14 protein-coding genes are annotated in these 21154 nt (G+C 72.8%); 9 read left to right on the forward strand and 5 right to left on the reverse strand.

What is annotated here, in order from left to right; translation table 11 throughout:
• Positions 1 to 201 precede the first annotated feature (201 nt).
• Entirely contained in the window at positions 202 to 2307 is a 2106-nt protein-coding gene (locus ACIBEA_RS35590; RefSeq protein WP_399267333.1) for a PIG-L family deacetylase, read from the reverse strand.
• 422 nt (positions 2308 to 2729) lie between these two features.
• Here ACIBEA_RS35590 and ACIBEA_RS35595 point away from each other — a divergent pair, with 422 nt between their 5' ends.
• Complete coding sequence (locus ACIBEA_RS35595) at positions 2730 to 5717, forward strand: bifunctional [glutamine synthetase] adenylyltransferase/[glutamine synthetase]-adenylyl-L-tyrosine phosphorylase (RefSeq protein WP_399267334.1); 2988 nt, start codon at positions 2730 to 2732, stop codon at positions 5715 to 5717.
• A 635-nt stretch (positions 5718 to 6352) separates the two neighbouring features.
• The gene (locus ACIBEA_RS35600; protein ID WP_399267335.1) at positions 6353 to 7057 is read left to right on the forward strand and encodes a class I SAM-dependent methyltransferase; all 705 of its coding nucleotides are present in this window, start codon (positions 6353 to 6355) and stop codon (positions 7055 to 7057) included.
• Between the two features lie 10 nt (positions 7058 to 7067).
• Here the strand turns inward: ACIBEA_RS35600 and ACIBEA_RS35605 are convergent, their stop codons facing one another.
• The 3 genes from ACIBEA_RS35605 to ACIBEA_RS35615 form a co-directional block, all read right to left on the reverse strand.
• On the reverse strand, positions 7068 to 7979 hold the full coding sequence (locus tag ACIBEA_RS35605) for a phosphatase PAP2 family protein (protein ID WP_399267336.1): 912 nt from the start codon (positions 7977 to 7979) through the stop codon (positions 7068 to 7070).
• Positions 7980 to 8092: 113 nt separating this feature from the next.
• Positions 8093 to 9115 carry a LacI family DNA-binding transcriptional regulator gene (locus ACIBEA_RS35610; RefSeq protein ID WP_399267337.1) on the reverse strand — a complete coding sequence of 341 codons (1023 nt, stop codon included), beginning with the start codon at positions 9113 to 9115 and terminating at the stop codon, positions 8093 to 8095.
• A gap of 25 nt (positions 9116 to 9140) precedes the next feature.
• A complete protein-coding gene (locus ACIBEA_RS35615) occupies positions 9141 to 10928 on the reverse strand; it encodes a glycoside hydrolase family 13 protein (RefSeq protein WP_399267338.1) in 1788 nt (595 codons plus the stop codon).
• Positions 10929 to 11150: 222 nt separating this feature from the next.
• Here ACIBEA_RS35615 and ACIBEA_RS35620 point away from each other — a divergent pair, with 222 nt between their 5' ends.
• From ACIBEA_RS35620 to ACIBEA_RS35645, 6 genes are all read left to right on the forward strand, one after another.
• Positions 11151 to 12425 (forward strand): extracellular solute-binding protein, encoded by a 1275-nt coding sequence (locus ACIBEA_RS35620; RefSeq protein ID WP_399267339.1) that lies wholly within the window; start codon positions 11151 to 11153, stop codon positions 12423 to 12425.
• A 7-nt stretch (positions 12426 to 12432) separates the two neighbouring features.
• Entirely contained in the window at positions 12433 to 13455 is a 1023-nt protein-coding gene (locus ACIBEA_RS35625) for a carbohydrate ABC transporter permease (protein WP_399267340.1), read from the forward strand.
• 86 nt (positions 13456 to 13541) lie between these two features.
• Entirely contained in the window at positions 13542 to 14375 is an 834-nt protein-coding gene (locus ACIBEA_RS35630) for a sugar ABC transporter permease (RefSeq protein ID WP_399267375.1), read from the forward strand.
• A gap of 46 nt (positions 14376 to 14421) precedes the next feature.
• The gene (locus ACIBEA_RS35635; protein WP_399267341.1) at positions 14422 to 16068 is read left to right on the forward strand and encodes a glycoside hydrolase family 13 protein; all 1647 of its coding nucleotides are present in this window, start codon (positions 14422 to 14424) and stop codon (positions 16066 to 16068) included.
• Entirely contained in the window at positions 16056 to 17072 is a 1017-nt protein-coding gene (locus ACIBEA_RS35640) for a LacI family DNA-binding transcriptional regulator (protein WP_399267342.1), read from the forward strand. The genes ACIBEA_RS35635 and ACIBEA_RS35640 overlap by 13 nt, the downstream gene beginning before the upstream one ends.
• 566 nt (positions 17073 to 17638) lie before the next feature.
• Entirely contained in the window at positions 17639 to 18883 is a 1245-nt protein-coding gene (locus ACIBEA_RS35645) for a helix-turn-helix domain-containing protein (protein WP_399267343.1), read from the forward strand.
• On the opposite strand, the gene cutA is transcribed toward ACIBEA_RS35645, so the two are convergent.
• Positions 18864 to 19220: a divalent-cation tolerance protein CutA gene (gene cutA / locus ACIBEA_RS35650; RefSeq protein ID WP_399267344.1), complete on the reverse strand. Its 357-nt coding sequence runs from the start codon at positions 19218 to 19220 to the stop codon at positions 18864 to 18866. The two genes, ACIBEA_RS35645 and cutA, sit on opposite strands and share 20 nt — an antisense overlap.
• Before the next feature lie 193 nt (positions 19221 to 19413).
• On the opposite strand from cutA, the gene ACIBEA_RS35655 reads away from it, so the two are divergent.
• Positions 19414 to 21111: a carbohydrate-binding module family 20 domain-containing protein gene (locus tag ACIBEA_RS35655; protein ID WP_399267345.1), complete on the forward strand. Its 1698-nt coding sequence runs from the start codon at positions 19414 to 19416 to the stop codon at positions 21109 to 21111.
• Positions 21112 to 21154 lie beyond the last annotated feature (43 nt).

Here is a 21154-nt window from a genome sequence, read left to right on the forward strand (position 1 = left end):
TGTGCACCGTGGGCGGGTACGGGACGGTAAATGACCGGATTATGGACGTACCGAACCCGTACCGAACCCGACCTCTAGGTCCCTGCTCATGCCGAATTGGCCGAATTTAGTCGGTGGGCAACATCACGGCCCCGGCGCCGGTCGGCATCACGGCCCCGGGGTCGGTCGTCGGCATCACGGCCCCGGGGTCGGCCGTCGGCGTCAGGGCCCCGTGGTCCGCGGGCCGATCGGCTGCCAGGGTGCCAGCCGCGCCGTGGGGGAGTCCGCCGCCGAGCTCAGGTAGAGCCGCGCGTCGAGCCCGAGGACGGCCACGCCGATCACGTTCCGGCCGGCCGGGGCGCTCGCGGGGGAGCCGACGAACATCAGCGCCGAGCGCTGCCACGCCAGGCCCGCTCCGACGTCGGATCCCAACGCGCCGCCCACCGAACGGCCCGCCACCAGGTGCCCGGTCGCCGTCACCGCGCCGAAGCCCTGCATGCCGCCCAGGTCCGTGACGCCGGAGACGTCGACCCCGCCGGGGGCTGCTGCCGCCGGCTTCGCCGTCACCAGCGCCGTGCGGACGTCGCCCGAGCCCGGCTTGCGGAACCACAGCCGCACCCCGCCGTCCCGGGCCGCCGCCGTCAGGGGCAGCGTGGTCGCGGGCAGTCCGGTGGGCGCGGCCCGGACCTCCGACGTCGGCGCCACCGCGCCCGCCGTCGGCGCCACCCAGGCGAGCACCGTGGACGGGGTGCTCGCGAACACCATCCGGCGGCCCGCCGCATCGGTGGCCGTGGCGGGGTTGCCGTGCAGGTCACGGCCGCCGAGCCGGTCCCAGGGGCCCCAGGAGCCGTCCGCGCCCCGGGTGCGGCCGCGCAGGGTGTACGCGCCGTCGCGGACGTACGCCGCCAGGCGCCCGGAACCGTCCACCGAAACCGCGGGGGCGCTGATGTCGGAGGTCCAGTCCGCGTCGTCGGTCTCGGGGGTGCCGAGCGAGTCCCACGCGCCGAACTCCACCGACCCCGCGGACTTCTGGACGGCGTACACGACGTCACGCCGGTAGTCCTGCGGGCGGGCGCCGAAGGAGGTGCGGGTGCCGAAGACGGCGATCCGGCCGTCCGGGAGGGTCGTCGTCGACACGCCCGGGTCCATGCCGGTGCCGGGCAGCAGCCGCGGCCCGTCCCAGGCGCCGAGCAGTCCGTCGCGGTGCCAGAGCGCCACCTGCCCGTCCAGGACGCGGAAGGCCCACAGCCCGGCGTGCGCGTCGGGGGCCAGCCAGGAGGTGCTGTTGCCGCGGGCGTAGTGGATGGACTCGGTCCAGTGGTTGCCCGAAGGGTGATCGGCGACCTTGAGGTCGCCGCAGCCCGCCGCGCTGCCGCAGCGGTTCGCGCGGTCGAGCCAGGCGTAGGTGTCCAGGCTGTCCAGCTTCTCCCGGGCCTCCCGCGGGTCCAGGGCGGCGGGCAGGGCGCCGTTGAAGTAGCCGAGGTAGTTCTGCACCGCGAAGTGCGGACGGTCCTTCACCTCGGCGGCGTACCGGGCGAGGGCGCGCTGGACGAACCGGGCCCCGTAGAAGTGGTCCTGGTGGTCGGTGTACCGCTTGTCGTCCGGGTAGCGGCCGGGGGTCGGGTCCTGGGCGCGCACGGTGGTCGGCTTGTACGTCGCCAGCACGCCCGCGAGCGTTTCGACGACCTGCTCCCCGGTGTACGCGAACGCCCCGCGCACCGGGGTCCCGGAGGACAGCATCGACTCCAGGCGGGGGACCCGGCCGTCCCACAGGCCGTGCAGGCTGTCGGGCCGGTCGGCGTAGACGTTGCCCGCCTCGCGCAACTGGAGCCACAGCAGGTGCACGGAGGGCTCGGCGACCAGGACGTCCAGCTCGGCGCGGCCGCCCCCGGCCGTGGGTACGGACGTACGCCGCCATGCGCTCGCGCGGTCGCCGGTGGCCATCTGGGCGTAGGCGGCGCGGATGCCGTTCTGGCGGGCCTCGGCGTAGGCGGCCTTGTCGGCGGGCGGGGCGCCGCCGCCCGTCTTGCCCGCCTTGCCTGCCTTCTCCGCCTTCTCCGCGTCGCCGTTGATCCCGTCGGCCTCGCCGGAGGTGAGGTAGGCGGTGGTGACCGGGTGTCCGGTGGCGATGGAGTTCCGCAGGTCCGGGTTCATGAAGTACAGGTCGTCGTCGGGGTGGGCGACGATCTGCAGCACGCTGCCGGGGTCCGGGGGATCGGGCAGGGCGTCCGGGGCCGCCCCGGAGGCCCCGGCGGGTCCGGAGAGCCGCCCGAGCGCGTCGCCGCCGCGGGCGAGGACGAAGCCGCCGGCGACGAGCGCGGCGACCACGGCCAGCGCGGCGACGGCCCGGCCGTGGCGCGTGCGGCGGCCCCGGTGTCCCGGGTTCCCTCGGGGATCGTGCCCGCCGTGCCCGCCGTGCCCGCCGTGCCCGCCAGGCGCCGCCCCCGACCCGGCGGGTCCGTCCGGCTTCCCGTGCCTGCCGCGCCTGCCGCGACGGCCCCGCGTTCTGCGCCCCTCGCCCGGTATCGGGGAAGGGGCGTCACGGGGGTCGGGCGCGTGCATCGGGGGGCCTCCGCGGGGGGACGCGCGCGGGGTGCCGCGGGCCGGCCCCCATAACGGTCCATCGGTTCTTAAATCCGGCAATTCGCCTCATGATACTCATCGGTGAGCCGCCGCTCCGATCCGGCTAAGGTCGACCGAGGCAGAGCCAGGGCAGACTCTGCGTCGTGGCAGGAGCGGGAGGCGACGGGATGACGGTTCCCGGACGCAGGAGCAGCACCTTCATCCGGCTGGTCCGCAGCGGATTCACGGATCCCTCGACCGCCGCACGGCTGCTCGACGACGCCGCGCTGGCCGCCGTCCGCGCCGATCCCGTGCTCCTCGACGCCCTCGGCGCGACCGCCGACCCCGACCTCGCCCTGCTGGGCCTCGTCCGCCTCGCGGAGGCGCAGGCGCCCGAGGACCTCCCGCTGCTCCTCGACACGCTCGTCAGCGCCAAGCCGCTGCGGGACCGGCTGCTCGGGGTGCTCGGCGCATCCGAGGCCCTCGCCGACCACCTCGCCCGCCACCCCCACGACTGGCGGGCCCTGGTCACCTACGAGTCGGCGGACCTGCACCCCGGCCTCGCCGAGTTCGAGCGCGGCCTCGCCGACGCCGCCGACCCGGTCGCGCTGCGCGTCTCCTACCGCCGCTGCCTGCTCTCCATCGCCGCCCGCGACGTCTGCGGCACCACCGACGTCGCCCAGGCCGCCGCGGAACTCGCCGACCTCGCCACCGCCACCCTCCGCGCCGCCCTGCGCATCGCGACCGCCGCCGCCCCCGAGGACGCCGCCCAGTGCCGGCTCGCGGTCATCGCGATGGGCAAGTGCGGCGGCCACGAGCTGAACTACGTGTCCGACGTCGACGTCATCTTCGTCGGCGACACAGCCCCCGGAGCCGACGAGGGCAAGGCCGTCCAGGCCGCCACCCGGCTCGCCTCCCACCTCATGCGGATCTGCTCCGAGACCACCGTCGAGGGGACCATCTGGCCCGTCGACGCCAACCTCCGCCCCGAGGGCAGAAACGGTCCGCTCGTCCGCACCCTCGCCTCCCACCTGGCCTACTACCAGCGCTGGGCCAAGACCTGGGAGTTCCAGGCCCTGCTCAAGGCCCGCGCCGTCGCCGGGGACCCCGACCTGGGGGCGCAGTACATCGACGCCATAACGCCGATGGTCTGGCAGGCGGCCGAGCGCGAGAACTTCGTGGCCGACGTCCAGAAGATGCGCCGCCGCGTCGTCGACAACATCCCCGCGGCCCAGGTCGAGCGCGAGCTGAAGCTCGGCCCCGGCGGCCTGCGCGACGTCGAGTTCGCCGTCCAGCTCCTCCAGCTCGTCCACGGCCGCAGCGACGCCACCCTGCACTCCGGCACCACGCTCGACGCCCTCCAGGCCCTCGCCGCCGGCGGCTACGTCGGCCGCACCGACGCCGCCCAGCTCGGGGACGCGTACCGCTTCCTGCGCGCCATGGAACACCGCATCCAGCTCTACCGCCTGCGCCGCACGCACCTCGTTCCCGAGGACGAGGGCGACCTGCGCCGCCTCGGCCGCTCCATGGGCCTGCGCACCGAACCCGTCGCCGAGCTCCACAAGGCCTGGCGCCGCCACGCCTCCGTGGTCCGCCGGCTGCACGAGAAGCTCTTCTACCGGCCGCTCCTGGACGCCGTCGCCCAGCTCGCCCCCGGCGAGACCCGGCTCTCCCCGCGCGCCGCCGGACAGCGCCTCGAAGCGCTCGGGTACGCCGACCCGGCCTCCGCCCTGCGCCACCTGGAGGCCCTGTCCTCCGGGGTCAGCCGCAAGGCCGCCATCCAACGGACCCTGCTCCCGGTGCTCCTCGGCTGGTTCGCGGACTCCGCCGACCCGGACGCGGGCCTGCTCGGCTTCCGCAAGGTCTCCGACGCCCTCGGCAAGACCCCCTGGTACCTGCGGCTGCTGCGCGACGAGGGCGCCGCGGCCGAGAACCTGGCCCGCGTCCTGTCCGCCGGCCGCCTCGCCCCCGACCTGCTGATGCGGGCCCCCGAAGCGGTGGCCCTGCTCGGCGACCCCGGTGGCCTGGAACCCCGTACGCACGAGGCCCTGGCCCAGGAGGTACTGGCCGCCGTCAACCGCGCCGACGACCCCGAGGTCGGGGTCGCGGCCGCCCGCGGGGTGCGCAGGCGCGAACTCTTCCGCACCACCGCGGCCGACATCATCGGCTCCTACGGCACGGAGGAGAACCCGGCCGAGGAGGACCCCGGCGCCCTCGTCGACCGCGTCGGCAACGCCGTCTCCGACCTCACCGCCGCCACGGTCGCGGGCGCCCTGCGCGCCGCCGTCCGCGGCCAGTGGGGCGACACCCTGCCCACCAAGTTCGCCGTCATCGGCGTCGGCCGCTTCGGCGGCCACGAGCTGGGATACGGCTCCGACGCCGACGTCCTCTTCGTCCACGAACCGCGCGAGGGCGTCGACGAACAGGAGGCCGCCAAGGCCGCGCAGACCGTCGTCTCCGAGATGCGCAGACTGCTCCAGCTGCCGACGGCCGACCCGCCGCTGCTCATCGACGCCGACCTGCGGCCCGAGGGGCGCTCCGGGCCGCTCGTGCGGACCCTGCCCTCCTACGCCGCCTACTACCGGCGCTGGGCCCTGACCTGGGAGAGCCAGGCGCTGCTGCGGGCTGAGCCGGTCGCGGGGGACCCGGAGCTGGGGGCGCGCTTCATCGACCTGATCGACCCGCTGCGCTACCCGGTCGAGGGGCTCGGGGAGGACGCGGTGCGGGAGATCCGGCGGCTCAAGGCGCGGATGGAATCGGAGCGGCTGCCGCGCGGGGCGGACCCGACCCTGCACACGAAGCTGGGCCGGGGCGGGCTGAGCGACGTCGAGTGGACGGTCCAGCTGATCCAGATGCGGCACGCCTGGGCGGAGCCGGGGCTGCGGACCACCCGGACCCGGGAGGCGCTGGCCGCGGCGCACGCGGCGGGCCTGATCCCGACCGAGGAGGCGCAGATCCTGGACGAGGCGTGGGTGCTGGCGACGCGGGTGCGGAACGCGGTGATGCTGGTGCGGGGGCGGGCCGGGGACACGTTCCCCTCCGACGCGCGGGAGCTGGCGGCGGTGGGGCGCTACCTCGGCTACGGGCCGGGCAAGGTGGGGGAGATGCTGGACGACTACCGCCGCATCACTCGGCGGGCCCGTGCGGTCGTCGACGAACTCTTCTACGGCGCGTAACGGGCGCCTCGGCCTCGCCGGGGTCTGACCGGGCCGAATCCAGCCTCTCGGGCCGGCCGGAGCCAATCCAGCTCCGCTGGCGTCTGACCGGGCCGAATCCAGCCCTGCTGGCGTCTGACCGGGCCGAATCCAGCCCTGCTGGCGTCTGACCGGGCCGAATCCAGCCTCGCGGGGGGGGGGGGGGGGGCCCCCCGGGGGGGGGGGGGGGCCGGGGGGGGCGCGTACNNNNGTGGGTCTTCGCCCCGCGCCCAACCCCGCCCCGCGGCCCCCCCCCCCCCCCGCCCGGGCGGCGGGGGGGGCGGGGCGGGGCCCCCCCCCGCCGCGCGGGGGGCCCCCCCCCCCCCGGAGGGTGGGGCCGGAGCCGTGCGGCCGCTGGTCGGCTCGTGTGGCCTCCGGCGGCGCCTCAAACGCCGGCGAGGCTGACTTTGGCTCCGGCCGTGCCTCAAAGGCCGGCGAGGCTGACTTTGGCTCCGGCGGTGCCTCAAGGCCAGCGGGGGCTGGCCTTGGCTCCGGCGGTGACTCGAAGGCCGGTCGCACGTTCGGCCCCGCCGGCGATTGAGGCGCGCCTGCGGAGGGGTAGGAACAGGCGCGTGCCGCTGGTCGGGGGTGCGTACCGAACCGCAGGAGGAGAACCCATGGCCCCGTCGGACCGTTACCTCAGGGCCTGGGACGGCTTCTGGGAGGAGAGCTCCGGCTCCCAGGGCGAGGCCTTCTGGGACGCCCCGCCCGCCCTCACCGCCGAGCGGGACCTCGCCCTGCTGGAGCCCCACGCCGACCCCCGCCTCCCCATCGCCGACCTCGGCTGCGGCAACGGCACCCAGACCCGCTTCCTCGCGACCCGCTTCGCCGCCGCCATCGGCGTGGACCTCGCGGAGGCCGCCGTGGCCCACGCCCGCCGCGCCGACCCGGCCCGGCTGGCCTCGTACGAGCGCCTCGACCTCACCGACGCCCCCGCCGCCCGCGCCCTGCACGACCGCCTCGGCGACACCCACGTCTACCTGCGGGCCGTCCTGCACCAGAGCGACCCCGAGGACCGCCCGGCCGTCGCCGCCTCCGTGGCCGCCCTGCTCGGGGACACCGGCCGGGCGCTGGTGCTGGAGCCCACGGACCGGGCCGAGACGGTCCTGCACACCCTGGGACCGGACCCGAAGCTGCTGCGCGTCAGGGAGCACGACCTGCGCCCCGGCCGCGTGGCCGACGGCGAGGTCGCGGAGCTGCTGCGCGGGGCCGACCTGCGGATCCTGGAAGAGGGCTCGACCACGCTGACGATGAGCGCGGTGCGGGAGGACGGGACCCCCGTCGAACTCCCGGCCCGGTGGTTCGTAGCGGCCAAGGCGTAGGCGACAGGGCCTAGGCGCGCGACCGCACCCGCCGCACCCGGCGCAGCAGCGCGGCCGAGGCCGGGTGCGGTCCGGTGTGCAGGGGGTGGCGCGGCAGCCGGTGCGGCAGCGATCCGTACCAGGCCCGCGAGACGGTGTAGCCGAAGGCCAGGCAGAGCGCGCCGCCCGCCGCGTCGAGCCAGAAGTGGTTCGCGGTCGCGACGATGACGACGAGCGTCGCCGTCGGGTACAGCAGGCCCAGGATCCGCGCCCAGGGCGCCGAGGCGACGGCGAAGACGGTCAGCCCGCACCAGAGCGACCACCCGATGTGCATGGAGGGCATCGCCGCGTACTGGTTCGACATGTGCTTGAGGTCGCCGGAGGCCATGGAGCCCCAGGTGTGGTGCTTGAGCACGGTGTCGATGAACCGCGTGCCGTTCATCAGCCGGGGCGGCGCGAGCGGGAAGAGGTAGTAGCCGACCAGCGCCACACCGGTGGTGGCGAAGAGGACCAGCCGCGCGGCGGCGTACCGCCCCGGATGGAAGCGGTAGATCCAGACGAGTACGCCGATGGTCACGATGAAGTGCAGGGTGGCGTAGTAGTAGTTCATGCCCACGATCAGCCACGTCACCGAATCGACGGCGTGGTTCACGCTCCGCTCCACCGCGATGCCGAGGGTGTTCTCGACGCTCCAGATCCAGTCGGCGTTCGCGAGCGCGGCCGTCTTCTCCTCGGGCACCGAATTGCGGATGAGCGAGTACGTCCAGTAGCTCAGCGCGATCAGCAGGATCTCGAACCAGATCCGTGGTCGTCGCGGGGCGCGCAGCCGGGCCAGGAGCCCGCCCGTGGAGTCCTGCCGGTCGGTGGGGCTCCCGCCCCCGGACACGGCGGGTGACGAGACGTCCGTCCTGGTATCCAGTGTCTTCACACTCACTTCACCCATGGGGAAAGAGTCTGTCAGATCGCGCACCTGCCCCGATCATCCCCCGGTACGGTCTTCCCCGCACGGGATCCGCCCTACGGACGATCGCGCGCGGAATAAGCGCAGGTCAGGGGCTATCGGCGGGTGGGGCCGGAGGCGGTGGACCCGCGCACTACCAGCTCCGGCAGGAAGACGAACTCGCTGTGCGGCGCAGGGGTCCCGCCGATCTCCTCCAGCAGGGTCCGCACGGCGGCCTGCCCCATCGCCTGGACCGGCTGGCGGATGGTCGTCAGCGGCGGATCGGTGAACGCTATGAGCGGCGAGTCGTCGAAGCCGACCACCGAGACGTCCTGCGGCACCCGCAGCCCCTGCTGCCGGGCGGCCCGTACGGCGCCGAGCGCCATCATGTCGCTGGCGCACACGATGGCCGTGCAGCCCCGGGCGATGAGCGCCGTGGCCGCGGCCTGTCCGCCCTCCAGGGTGTACAGCGAGTGCTGGATCAGCTCCTCCGTCGCGGCCTCGTCCAGCCCGAGCCGCTCGCGCATGCCGAGGCGGAAGCCCTCGATCTTGCGGAGCACCGGCACGAACCGCTTCGGCCCGACGGCCAGCCCGATCCGTGTGTGGCCGAGCGCGGTCAGGTGGGTCACCGCGAGCTGCATGGCGGCCCGGTCGTCGGGAGAGACGAAGGGGGCCTGCACCTTGTCGGAGAAGCCGTTGATCAGGACGTACGGGACGCCCTGGCCGCGGAGTTGGTCGTAGCGCCCCATGTCGGCGGTGGTGTCCGCGTGCAGGCCGGAGACGAAGATGATGCCGGAGACCCCGCGGTCCACGAGCATTTCCGTCAGCTCGTCCTCGGTCGATCCGCCGGGCGTCTGGGTGGCCAGCACCGGCGTGTACCCCTGCCGGGTGAGGGCCTGGCCGATGACCTGCGCGAGCGCGGGGAAGATGGGGTTGTCCAGCTCGGGCGTTATCAGCCCGACGAGTCCCGCACTGCGTTGACGCAGCCGCACGGGGCGCTCGTACCCGAGGACGTCGAGCGCGGCCAGCACGGATTCGCGGGTGCCCGCGGCCACACCGGGCTTGCCGTTGAGGACCCGGCTGACTGTGGCTTCGCTGACCCCCGCCTGAGCTGCGATGTCGGCAAGCCGCGCGGTCATGGGAGTGGACTGTACCGGTCGCACGTCACATTGCCCACCACGTGCACGTATCGGGGGGAAGCAGGACGGTGCGCCCGTCCGTCTCCACCGGAGAGCTGGACAGTACGGGCCTTCCGGGAGCCGGAAGCTCCACCGGGGAAGGGCCCGTGTTGAGCGTGCACACGAAGCCGGGGCGGGAGAAGAGGAGCACCCCCTGCGGCCCGGGCAGCCACCGCATCCCGGTCGGGCCGGGATCCGCCCAGCCGTCCGGATCGGCAGGTTCGGCGGGCCCGGTGGATCCGGACGGCCGGGCCGATCCGGTGGGGTGCGGCCGGCCGGCCTCCGGTGCGCCGAGACCCGGCATGACCCGGCGCAGCTCGATGGCGGCCCGGTAGAGCTCCAGGGTGGAGTGCGGGTCGCCCGCCTGCGCGGCCACGCTCAGCCCCGCCCACTCCACCGGCTGCGGCAACCAACTCCCCCCGCTCCCGAAACCGTACGGAGCCACCTCACCGGACCACGGAATCGGCACCCGACACCCGTCCCGCAACCCGTCCTGCCCGGCACCGCGCACGAACGCCGGATCCTGACGCACCCCATCAGGAAGATCCACCACCTCCGGCAGACCCAGCTCCTCCCCCTGGTACACATACGCCGACCCCGGCAACGCCAGCATCAACAATGCCGCCGCCCGGGCCCGGGCGAGGCCCTGCGCGCCACCCCCGTAGCGGGTCACGTGCCGCACCACATCGTGATTCGACAGCACCCACGTCGTCGGAGCACCGACCGCGGTGGTGGCGGCCAGGGACCCGTCGATGACCGTCCGCATCGCCTCCGCATCCCAGGGGCACTTGAGGAAGCGGAAGTTGAAGGCCTGGTGCAGCTCGTCGGGGCTGACGTACAGGGCGAGCCGCTCGGAGGTCGGCGCCCAGGCCTCGGCGACCCCGATCCGCTGGCCGTCGTAGCTGTCGAGCAGGCGGCGCCAGGAGCGGTGGATCTCGTGCACCCCGTCCTGGTCGAAGAAGGGGAGCGGCTCGCTGCCGATCAAGGTGGCCTGCGCTCCGCGCCCGAGGTCCGGCAGCCCGGCCGCCTTGACCATGCCGTGCGCGACGTCGATGCGGAAGCCGTCGACCCCCAGGTCGAGCCAGAACCGCAGGACGGAGTCGAACTCCGCCCGCACCTCGGGGTGCTCCCAGTTCAGATCGGGCTGCTCGGGGGCGAAGAGGTGCAGGTACCACTCACCGCCGGAGCCGGAGCCGGAGCCGCCCCCGGAGCCGGAGCCGTCAGACCCGTCCGCGCCCTCCGCACCGTCCGCGACCCGCGTCCACGCCGGGCCGCCGAAGATCGACTCCCAGTCGTTCGGCGGCAGCTCCCCGCCCGCCCCGCGCCCGGGCCGGAAGTGGAAGCGGGCCCGCGCCGGCCCGCCCGGCGCCCCGGCGAGCGCCGCCCGGAACCAGGGGTGCTGCTCGGAGGTGTGGTTCGGCACCACGTCCACGATCACCCGCAGCCCCAGCGCGTGCGCGGCCCGGACCAGCGCGTCGGCGTCGGAGAGGTCGCCGAAGAGGGGGTCGACGGCCCGGTAGTCGGCGACGTCGTAGCCGCCGTCCGCCTGCGGGGACACGTAGAAGGGGGTGAGCCACAGCGCGTCCACCCCGAGCCGGGCCAGGTGGGGGAGGCGCTCGCGCACCCCGCGCAGGTCGCCGATCCCGTCCCCGTCGCTGTCGCCGAAGGACCGCACGTACACCTGGTAGATGACGGCATCGCGCCACCAACCGCCGCTCGCGGTGACGTTGCTGGAAGCGCTTGCAAGCCGCGAGGCGGTCAGTTCATGGGTCATATCGGGGTCAACGTGCGGACCCGGCGCCTGGTTGCGGGCCCGGTCACCCGAAGACGGTTCGAACTAACAGCAAGCTGCGGCAACCGTACGGACACACGGATGTAACGATCACCAGGTCTTGCAGAAAATTGCCGCAAGGTCTTTCGGTCGGCTTTCAGGCTTGTTACGTTCCTGGCAACTCGGGACCGCGAGGGCGCGGCCGGGATCATCGAAGGAGTTCATATGCGGCGTGGCATAGCGGCCACCGCGCTGGTCGCGGCTCTGGCGCTCGCGGCGACGGCTTGCGGCGGCGACAAGAACGACAACGGCGGCGGCGACAACGCCGGTGGCGAGATCTCCGGCACGGTCACCTGGTGGGACACCTCCAACGACACGGAGAAGGCGACTTTCCAGAAGATCGCCGAGGCGTTCACCGCCAAGCACCCGAAGGTGACCGTCAAGTACGTCAACGTGCCGTACGGCGACGCGCAGAACAAGGTCAAGAACGCCTTCAGCAGCGGCGCCGAGGCCCCCGACGTCATCCGTGCCGACGTCGGCTGGGTCGCCGACTTCGCCTCGCTGGGCTACCTGGACAAGGTGCCCGCGGACGCGGCGAAGAAGGTCGACTCCGACTTCCTGCCCCAGGCCGCGGCCAGCGGCAAGTACGAGGGCCAGCTCTACGCCGTACCGCAGGTCATCGACTCCCTCGGCCTCTTCTACAACAAGAAGATGCTGGCGGACGCGGGCGTCAAGCCCCCGACCACGCTCGAAGAGGTCAAGACCGCGGCCGCCGCGATCAAGGCGAAGACCGGCAAGACCGGCCTCTACGTCCGCGGCGACGACTCCTACTGGTTCCTCCCCTTCATCTACGGTGAGGGCGGCGACCTCGTCGACGCCAAGACCAAGACGGTCACCGTCGACAACGCGGCGGGCGTCAAGGCCTTCAAGGACGCCCGCGACCTGATCACCTCCGGCGCCGCCGTCACCAACGCCACCGACGGCTACGACAACATGCAGACCGCCTTCAAGTCGGGCGAGGTCGCGATGATGGTCAACGGCCCCTGGGCGGTCAAGGACACCTTCTCCGGCGCCCAGTTCGCCGACAAGGCCAACCTCGGCATCAGCGCGGTCCCGGCCGGCTCCGTCAAGGCGGGCGCCCCGCAGGGCGGTCACGACCTGGCCGTCTACGCGGGCTCCAAGAACCGCACCGCCGCGCACGCCTTCGTCGAGTACATGTCCTCGCAGGAGACCCAGGTCCAGGCGACCAAGGAACTGAGCCTGCTCCCGACCCGCACCGCCGCCTACGAGGTGCCGGACGTCAAGGGCAACGAGATCGTCGCCTTCTTCAAGCCCGCCGTGGACAAGGCCGTCGAGCGCGCCTGGATCCCGGAGAACGGCTCCCTCTTCGAGCCGCTCAAGGTGCAGTACACCAAGGCGGTCACCGGCGCCTCCAGCCCGGAGGACGCGGCCAAGGCGACCGGTACCGAGTTCCGCAAGATCCTCAAGGGTTGGAAGTAGCACGACGATGGCTGCTGAGACCAGCCGGTCCGTGGTGCCGGCCGCGGGTGACGACGTCACCCGCGGCCGGAGCCGCGAGGCCGACCGCAACCCCGGGGCCCGCCCCGGCCGGGTCCGGCGCGCGCTGGCCACCCACTGGTACGCCTGGACGATGGTCACCCCCGTGGTGCTCGTCCTCGGCGTGATCATCGGGTGGCCGCTGGTCCGCGGGATCTACCTGTCGCTGACCGACGCCAACGAGCGCAACGTCGCCCGTACGATCGGCCCCAACACCATCGACGCGACCTATCAGTTCGTCGGCCTCGACAACTACACGGCCGCGCTGAGCGACCCGGTCTTCCTGGACCGGCTGGTGTGGACGGTCATCTGGACCGTCGCCTGCGTGTCCATCACCTTCGCGCTCGGCCTCGGCCTCGCCAATGTCCTGAACCGGGAGTTCCGGGGCCGCGCCGTCTACCGGATGGCGCTCATCCTGCCCTGGGCCGTCCCCGGCTTCGTGTCCGTCTTCGCCTGGCGGTTCCTCTTCAACCGCGACAACGGCATCCTGAACAAGGTCCTCGAAGGCGGCGGGATCTCCGCCGTGCCGTGGCTCGACGACCCCACCTGGGCCAAGCTCGCGGTCATCACCGTCAACGTCTGGCTGGGCATCCCCTTCATGATGGTGGCCCTGCTCGGCGGCCTCCAGTCCATCCCCGGCGAGCTGTACGAGGCCGCCGAGATGGACGGCGCGAGCCCCTGGCAGCGCTTCCGGCACATCACCCTGCCGGGGCTGCGCTCGGTCAGCATGACGGTGATCCTGCTCTCCACCATCTGGACCTTCAACATGTTCCCGGTGATCTTCCTGCTCACCCGCGGCGGGCCGGGCGACGCCACCGAGATCCTGGTGACGCAGGCGTTCCGGCAGGCGTTCGTGACCAGCCCGCGCGACTTCGCCGGGTCCGCGACCTGGGGCGTCCTCATCCTTGCCCTGCTCATGATCTTCGCGCTGGTCTACCGGCGTTCGCTGCGCAAGCAGGGAGAGGTGTGGTGACCGTGACGACCACCTCCGACGCCGCCGACGCCGCCGGGGCCGACGGCCGGCTCACGGCGAACGTCAAGGCCAAGGCGGACAAGGCGGTGCGGCCGCGCGGGCAGCGCGGGCCGCTCGCCTCCGTTTCCCTGCACGCCACGCTCGTCGTCGCGGCCGTCATCGCGGTCTTCCCGGTGCTGTGGATCCTGCTGACCTCGCTCAAGCCGCCGCAGCAGGCCGTCAGTACCGACTTCATCAAGGACCCGACCCTCGACAACTACCGCTACCTGGTGGACCACACGTCCTTCTTCACCTGGTTCGGCAACTCGGTGCTGGTCGCGGGCATCACCACCGTCCTCGGCGTGTTCATCGCCGCGACCACCGGGTACGCGGTCAGCCGGTTCAGGTTCCCCGGCATGAAGCCGCTGATGTGGACCCTCCTGGTCACCCAGATGTTCCCGATGGCCATCCTCATCGTCCCGCTCTACAACCTGATGGGGCAGCTGGGGCTGCTCAACCAGCCGCTCGGCCTGATCATCACGTACCTCACCATCGCGGTGCCGTTCTGCGCCTGGATGATGAAGGGCTTCTTCGACACCATCCCGATCGAGATCGACGAATCCGGTCGGGTCGACGGGCTCAACCCCTTCGGGACCTTCTGGCGGCTGATCCTCCCGCTGGCCCGCCCGGGCCTCGCGGTCACCGCCTTCTACTCCTTCATCACCGCCTGGGGCGAGGTGGCGTACGCCTCCGCCTTCCTGGTCGGCGACGACAACCTCACGCTGGCCGGGGGTCTGCAGACCTTCGTCACCCAGTACACCGCCAACTGGGGTCCGATGACGGCGGCTTCCGTCGTCATCGCCATCCCCGCGGCGATCTTCTTCGTCTTCGCCCAGCGTCACCTCGTCGCCGGTATGACCGCGGGCGCGACCAAGGGCTGACCACCCTTCCCGACGCGTACACCGGCCCGATCTCTCCAAGGACGACATGACCCAGCACCTCGCCGACGCTCTTCCCACCGCGACCGGCACCCAGCCCGGCTGGTGGCGGGAAGCGGTGATCTACCAGGTCTATCCGCGCAGCTTCGCCGACAGCAACGGGGACGGGATGGGGGACCTCGAAGGGGTCCGGACCCGGCTGCCCTACCTCAAGGAACTGGGCGTCGACGCCGTCTGGCTCAGCCCGTTCTACGCCTCCCCACAGGCCGACGCGGGCTACGACGTCGCCGACTACCGGGCCATCGACCCGATGTTCGGCAGCCTGCACGACGCCGACGCCGTGATCCGCGAAGCCCACGCGCTGGGCCTGCGGATCATCGTGGACCTCGTCCCCAACCACTGCTCCGACCAGCACGAATGGTTCAAGCAGGCGCTGCGCGAGGGGCCCGGCAGCCCGCTGCGCGAGCGCTTCCACTTCCGGCCCGGGCGGGGGGCGGGCGGGGAGCTGCCGCCGAACGACTGGGAGTCGATCTTCGGCGGGCCGGCGTGGACGCGGGTCGCGGAGGGTTCCGACGGCTCCGACGGCTCCGACGGCTCCGACGGTTCCGGCGGGGAGTGGTACCTGCACCTCTTCGCCCCCGAGCAGCCCGACTTCAACTGGGAACACCCGGCCGTCCAGGACGAGTTCCGCTCCATCCTGCGGTTCTGGCTGGACCTCGGCGCCGACGGCTTCCGCATCGACGTCGCGCACGGCCTGGTCAAGGCCCCCGGCCTGCCCGACCTCGGCCGCGACGAGCAGCTCAAGCTGCTGGGCAACCAGGTCCTGCCCTTCTTCGACCAGGACGGGGTCCACGAGATCTACCGCTCCTGGCGGACCGTGCTGGAGGAGTACGCCGGTGACCGCATCGGCGTCGCCGAGGCGTGGACCCCGAGCGCGGACCGCACCGCTCTCTACCTGCGGCCCGACGAGCTGCACCAGGCCTTCAACTTCCAGTACCTGAACACCGGATGGGACGCGGACGCGCTGCGCGCGACCATCGACGAATCGCTCGACGCGATGCGGGTCGTGGCGGCTCCGACGACGTGGGTGCTGTCGAACCACGATGTGGTGCGGCACGTGACCCGCTACGGCGGCGGCGCGCAGGGCCTCGCCCGGGCGCGGGCGGCGGCGTTGCTGATGCTGGCGTTGCCGGGCTCGGCGTATGTGTACCAGGGGGAGGAGCTGGGTCTGCCGGAGGTGACGGACCTGCCGGACGAGGTGCGTCAGGACCCGGCGTTCGTGCGCAGTGCCGGGCAGGACGGGTTGCGGGACGGCTGCCGGGTGCCGATTCCGTGGTCGGGCGAGGTGGCTCCGTACGGCTTCGGTTCGGGTGGCAGCTGGCTGCCGCAGCCGGGGGAGTGGGCGGGGTTGAGCGTGGCCGCGCAGAGCGGCGACCCGCACTCCACCCTGGAGCTCTACCGGGCCGCGCTGCGGATCCGGCGCGAGCGGGCGGAGCTGGGCGCGGGCGACGCGGTCGAGTGGCTGGCGGCGCCGGCCGGGGTGCTGGCCTTCCGGCGCGGGGAGTTCGTCTGCACGGTGAACACGGGCGGCGCTGCGGTACGTACCCCCGCCCCCGGAACCGTGCTGCTGGCCAGCGGTCCGCTGGCCGACCCGGACCTGCTCCCGGCCGACACGGCGGTGTGGTGGCAGGGGTGACCTCCCCCCTTCGGCTGACGGACATCGCCGCGCAGGCCCAGGTCAGCGAGGCGACCGTCAGCCGGGTGCTCAACGGCAAGGCGGGCGTGGCGGCCGGCACCCGGCACAAGGTGCTGGCCGCGCTCGACCTGCTCGGCTACGAACGGCCCGTACGGCTGCGCAGGCGCAGCAACGGGCTCGTCGGGCTGCTCATCCCCGAGCTGACCAACCCGATCTTCCCCGCCTTCGCGCAGGTCATCGAGCAGGCGCTGGCGGGGCACGGGTACACGCCGGTGCTGTGCACGCAGACGCCCGGCGGGGCCACCGAGGACGAGCTGGTGGAGCAGCTGGAGCAGCGCGGGGTGACGGGGATCGTCTTCCTGTCCGGGCTGCACGCGGACTCCACGGCGGACCCGACGCGCTACCAGCGGCTCGCGGCCCGCGGGGTCCCGTTCGTCCTGATCAACGGCTTCAACGAGCACGTCCACGCCCCCTTCATCTCGCCGGACGACCGGGCGGCCGCGGACATGGCCGTGCGTCATCTGGAGGCCCTCGGGCACCGGCGGATCGGGCTGGCGATCGGCCCGACGCGGTACGTGCCCTCGGCCCGCAAGGAGCAGGGGTTCCTGGCCGCCGTGCCCTCGGCCGGGGCCGAAGGGCTGATCCAGCGCACGCTCTTCACGGTGGAGGGCGGGCACGCGGCGGGCGGTGCGCTGCTGGACCGGGGCTGCACGGGGATCGTCTGCGGGAGCGACCCGATGGCGCTGGGCGTCATCCGGGCGGCCCGCGAGCGGGGGCTGCGGGTCCCGGAGGACGTGTCGGTCGTCGGCTTCGACGACTCGCCGCTGATCGCGTTCACGGACCCGCCGCTGACCACGGTCCGCCAGCCGGTCCGCGCGATGGCGACGGCGGCGGTGGGCGCCCTGCTGGAGGCGGTGGGCGGCACGCCGGTCCAGCGCACGGAGTTCGTCTTCCAACCCGAACTGGTCGTCCGCGGCTCGACGTCCCAGGCCCCGGGCGTCTGACGGCTCCGCTCCGACGGCAGGCCGGGCCGCGCTCGGGGGGTCGGGCGGGCCGGTGCGTACGGGCCCCGGGTCGGTGGGGCGGGGGTGGCGGTGCGCGGGCGGCGGGGGCCGTCTCCTCGGCTCGCGGAACCTTCGCGGCGTCGGAGTCATGGGCCGGTGCCGGTTCCGCTCGGCCTGCGGGGACGACCCCCACCGCCCACACCCCACCACCCCCGCGCGCAGCCCCCGGGCCGACGGCCCCTCGGCCCCGCCGACGTACGCGTACCGCTCAGTCATCAAACGGTTCCTCAAGGGACGAGAGGAACCGCTCCCAGCCGGCGCGAGCGCGGTCGAGTACTGCCTGGCTGAGCCCGGGCCTGGCTTCCATGTTCGGCCAGGGGTCGTCAGGGGTCGCCGTCGGAGGCTCCTCCTTGGGGCTCTTTCGATCTGTGGTCATGACTCCATGAGACCGCCCTCCAAGTCCTCTTCCCAGGGGAATCCTTCGGGGGAAAATCCCGTCAAGGGGGGAACCGGCGGGGGAAAGCACGGCCATCATGGGGCGACGTCGACCGACGGGGGTCACACTCGTGCCAGCGGACCCGTTCAGCCAGTTACTGCGCCGCCTCCGTACAGAGGCCGGGCGCACTCAGGAGCAGCAGGCGGCCGCGATCAACACGGCCTCCGGCCGGGACACCATGACTCGCCGCGAGATCAGTCGCTATGAGCGCGGCGAGAACATCCCGACCGCCCACACCATCCGACACATCGCCCTGGCCTGCGGCGTACCACCGGAGCAGCTCGGCCGGGAGGCCGCCGCCGCCCGTGCGCGACGCAAGATGTCGGCGGAACGCGAAGAACAGGAGTCCGAGGCCATGGAGCGGCGGAAGCTGATCGGAGGCACGGTCCTGGGCGCTGCCGCGGTGAGTGAGCCGTGGGCGAGACTCGCCCACGCCCTCGGCGGGAACGGTCGTGTCGACGGCCGCGCGGCCGATGCCCTGGTGGAGCGAGCCGGTGCTTTGCACATCAGTGAGAACCACTTGACGGCACGGCAGTTGCAAGGCTGCGTCGTGACGCACCTCGATGCCGTCACCGCTGTTCTGCCCCGTGCCTTCGGCCACGAGAAGGACCTCCGCGTCGCGGCCGGCGAGACGGCGGCGCTGGCCGGTTGGATCGCTTGGGACCTGGGTGACCACTCCGCGGCCCGTTCGTACTATCGGGTGACCGCTGATTGCGCCGATTCCTCAGGCCATCCACCGTTGCGCGCACTCGCCCTGGCCTACGCGAGCTACGGAGAGGCCGTTCCGGTCCGCAGGTTGGAACTCCTGGAGCGGGCGGTCGCTTGCGTTCGCGGCCCGGGCAATGCCACCGCCGCGGCCTGGATCCACGCCCGCCATGCGGAGGAAGCGGCTGACACCGGCGATGCGACCGCGGCCCTACGAGCACTCGATCGTGCCCGCACCGCCTACGACTATGCCGACCACACGGCAGAGCAGGCGTGGGTGCGGTTCATGACACCAGCCCGGATGGATTCCCTGGTGCTCTCCGTCTACGGGCGACTCGCCCACCCGGAGCTGGCCGAGGCGGCTGCCGTTGCCACGAGGCGATTGGGTGGCGCGTTGTCAGATGCGGGCGTCGTCGTCCTCGGGGATCTGGCTGCCGCTCTGCTCGTCGGCGGGGACCTCGACCAGGGCGTGCACGTGGCCCGGCAGTTCGCCAGAGCGGCGGACGCCCGGCCGAACACGATGGGCCGGGCGCGTGCGCTCACCATCGCGGGTCGGCTTCCCCGTAGAGAGGCCGAGCTGGCAGCGCACCTCAGGGGGTGCGCTGCCTGAGCGGTGCGATCACCGTTGGCGTGGTCTCGGCGGCGACCCACGACAGGTAGGCGTCCGAACCGTCGTCCACCGCGAGGACGATCCACTCGGGTACGTCGTAACCGTGCTGCTGCCCGACCCACGTGCTCAGGGCGGGCAGCCGGGCGCGCGTCGTCTTGTAGGAGACGCGCCATTCGGTCGCCGTTTCGACGGCGCCCTGCCACCGGTAGACGGCGGTGAGCGGTGCGTCGATGTGGGCGCAGGCGGCCAGTCGCGCCTCCACCGCGCCCCGTGCCAACTCCCTAGCCGCCAGCTCGTCGTCGATGGTGGTCTGCGCGATCACGATGTCCGTCGTCATGGTGGCCCTCCTGCTGCGTCGGTGTGCCTCGATGGACCCTACCCAGGCGCTCCCGCGGGTGACGCTCCCTCATGGACCTGGCCAGGACACGACGGAGAAACAATTCTGCAATCTCTTGCGCAAGGTCTTGCAGGGGGCAGGGGTGGGGCCTACGGTCGCCAACAATCCCCACCTCTTCGCCAGGAGGACCCCCATGCCCCGCATCCACAGAGCCGTGGTCGCGCTCACCGCCCTCGTCGCCGCCGCAGGCACCTGGCAGGCCCCCCACGCCGCCGCCGCGCCGCCCGGTGAGCGCGACGTCACCGCGGTGCTCTTCGAGTGGAACTTCGCCTCCGTCGCCAAGGCCTGCACCGACAGCCTCGGGCCCGCCGGGTACGGCTACGTGCAGGTCTCGCCGCCCCAGGAGCACATCCAGGGGTCCCAGTGGTGGACCTCGTACCAGCCGGTCAGTTACAAGATCGCCGGGCGGCTCGGTGACCGGGGCGCCTTCAAGGCGATGGTCGACACCTGCCACGCCGCGGGCGTGAAGGTGGTCGCCGACTCCGTCATCAACCACATGGCCGCCGCCGACGGCACCGGCACCGGGGGCAGTTCGTACACGAAGTACAACTACCCGGGTCTGTACTCCGGCGCCGACATGGACGACTGCCGCGCCACGATCTCCACCTACCAGGACCGGGCGAACATCCAGAACTGCGAGCTGGTGCAGCTGGCCGATCTGGACACCGGCGAGGAGTACGTGCGCGGGCGCATCGCCGGGTACCTGAACGACCTGCTCTCCCTCGGCGTCGACGGCTTCCGGATCGACGCCGCCAAGCACATGCCCGCCGCCGACCTCGCCAACATCAAGTCCCGGCTGACCAAGCCGAACGCCTACTGGAAGCAGGAGGCGATATACGGTGCGGGCGAGGCCGTCCAGCCGAGCGAGTACCTCGGCAACGGGGACGTGCAGGAGTTCCGCTACGCCCGCGACCTCAAGCGGGTCTTCCAGAACGAGAACCTGGCCTACCTGAAGAACTTCGGCGAGTCCTGGGGGTACATGCCGAGCGGCCAGGCCGCCGTATTCGTCGACAACCACGACACCGAGCGCGGCGGGGACACCCTCGACTACAAGGCGGGCGCGACCTACACCCTCGCCAATGTCTTCATGCTGGCCTGGCCCTACGGTTCCCCCGACGTGCACTCGGGCTACTCCTTCACCGACCGCGACGCCGGTCCGCCGAACGGCGGCGCCGTCAGCTCCTGTTACGCCGACGGCTGGACCTGCCAGCACGCCTGGCGCGAGATCTCCTCGATGGTGGGCTTCCGCAACGCGGCCCGCGGCCAGGGCGTCACCAACTGGTGGGACAACGGCGGGGACCAGATCGCCTTCGGGCGCGGCGCCAAGGCGTACGTGGCCATCAACCACGAGGCGTCGGCGCTCACCCGGACCTTCCAGTCCTCCCTCCCGGCCGGCGACTACTGCGACGTGCAGAGCGGGCGGGCCGTCACCGTGAACGGCTCCGGGCAGTTCACCGCGACCCTCGGGCCGGACACCGCCGTCGCCCTCCACGCGGGCGCCCGCACGTGCGGCGGCGGCTCCACCCCGCCGCCCGCGACCGCCGGTGCCTCCTTCGCGGTCAACGCCACCACCGTTCCGGGCCAGGACGTCTACGTCACCGGCGACCAAGGCGCGCTCGGGAACTGGAACCCCGCCTCCGCGCTGAAGCTCGACCCGGCCGCCTACCCGGTCTGGAAGCTCGACGTCGCCCTGCCCGCGGGCACCTCCTTCGCCTACAAGTACGTCCGTAAGGACGCCGCGGGCAACGTCACCTGGGAGAGCGGGGCCAACCGTACGGCCACCGTCCCCGCGAGCGGGAAGGTCGCGCTGAGCGACACCTGGCGCAACTGACGCCCGCCGCGTCCCACCCCCTACCCGCTGAGGAGATCCCGCC

The sequence above is a fragment of the Streptomyces sp. NPDC051555 genome (genome assembly GCF_044454405.1).
Taxonomy (GTDB): Bacteria; Actinomycetota; Actinomycetes; order Streptomycetales; family Streptomycetaceae; genus Streptomyces.

What these genes read in the sequence shown, in the direction of transcription:
- ACIBEA_RS35615 (WP_399267338.1), bottom strand. Translation starts at nt 10,928, where the DNA reads ATGACCCATGAACTGACCGCCTCGCGGCTTGCAAGCGCTTCCAGCAAC.
- ACIBEA_RS35620 (WP_399267339.1), top strand. Translation starts at nt 11,151, where the DNA reads ATGCGGCGTGGCATAGCGGCCACCGCGCTGGTCGCGGCTCTGGCGCTC.
- ACIBEA_RS35600 (WP_399267335.1), top strand. Translation starts at nt 6,353, where the DNA reads ATGGCCCCGTCGGACCGTTACCTCAGGGCCTGGGACGGCTTCTGGGAG.
- cutA (WP_399267344.1), bottom strand. Translation starts at nt 19,220, where the DNA reads ATGACGACGGACATCGTGATCGCGCAGACCACCATCGACGACGAGCTG.
- ACIBEA_RS35610 (WP_399267337.1), bottom strand. Translation starts at nt 9,115, where the DNA reads ATGACCGCGCGGCTTGCCGACATCGCAGCTCAGGCGGGGGTCAGCGAA.
- ACIBEA_RS35595 (WP_399267334.1), top strand. Translation starts at nt 2,730, where the DNA reads ATGACGGTTCCCGGACGCAGGAGCAGCACCTTCATCCGGCTGGTCCGC.
- ACIBEA_RS35655 (WP_399267345.1), top strand. Translation starts at nt 19,414, where the DNA reads ATGCCCCGCATCCACAGAGCCGTGGTCGCGCTCACCGCCCTCGTCGCC.
- ACIBEA_RS35625 (WP_399267340.1), top strand. Translation starts at nt 12,433, where the DNA reads ATGGCTGCTGAGACCAGCCGGTCCGTGGTGCCGGCCGCGGGTGACGAC.
- ACIBEA_RS35605 (WP_399267336.1), bottom strand. Translation starts at nt 7,979, where the DNA reads ATGGGTGAAGTGAGTGTGAAGACACTGGATACCAGGACGGACGTCTCG.
- ACIBEA_RS35635 (WP_399267341.1), top strand. Translation starts at nt 14,422, where the DNA reads ATGACCCAGCACCTCGCCGACGCTCTTCCCACCGCGACCGGCACCCAG.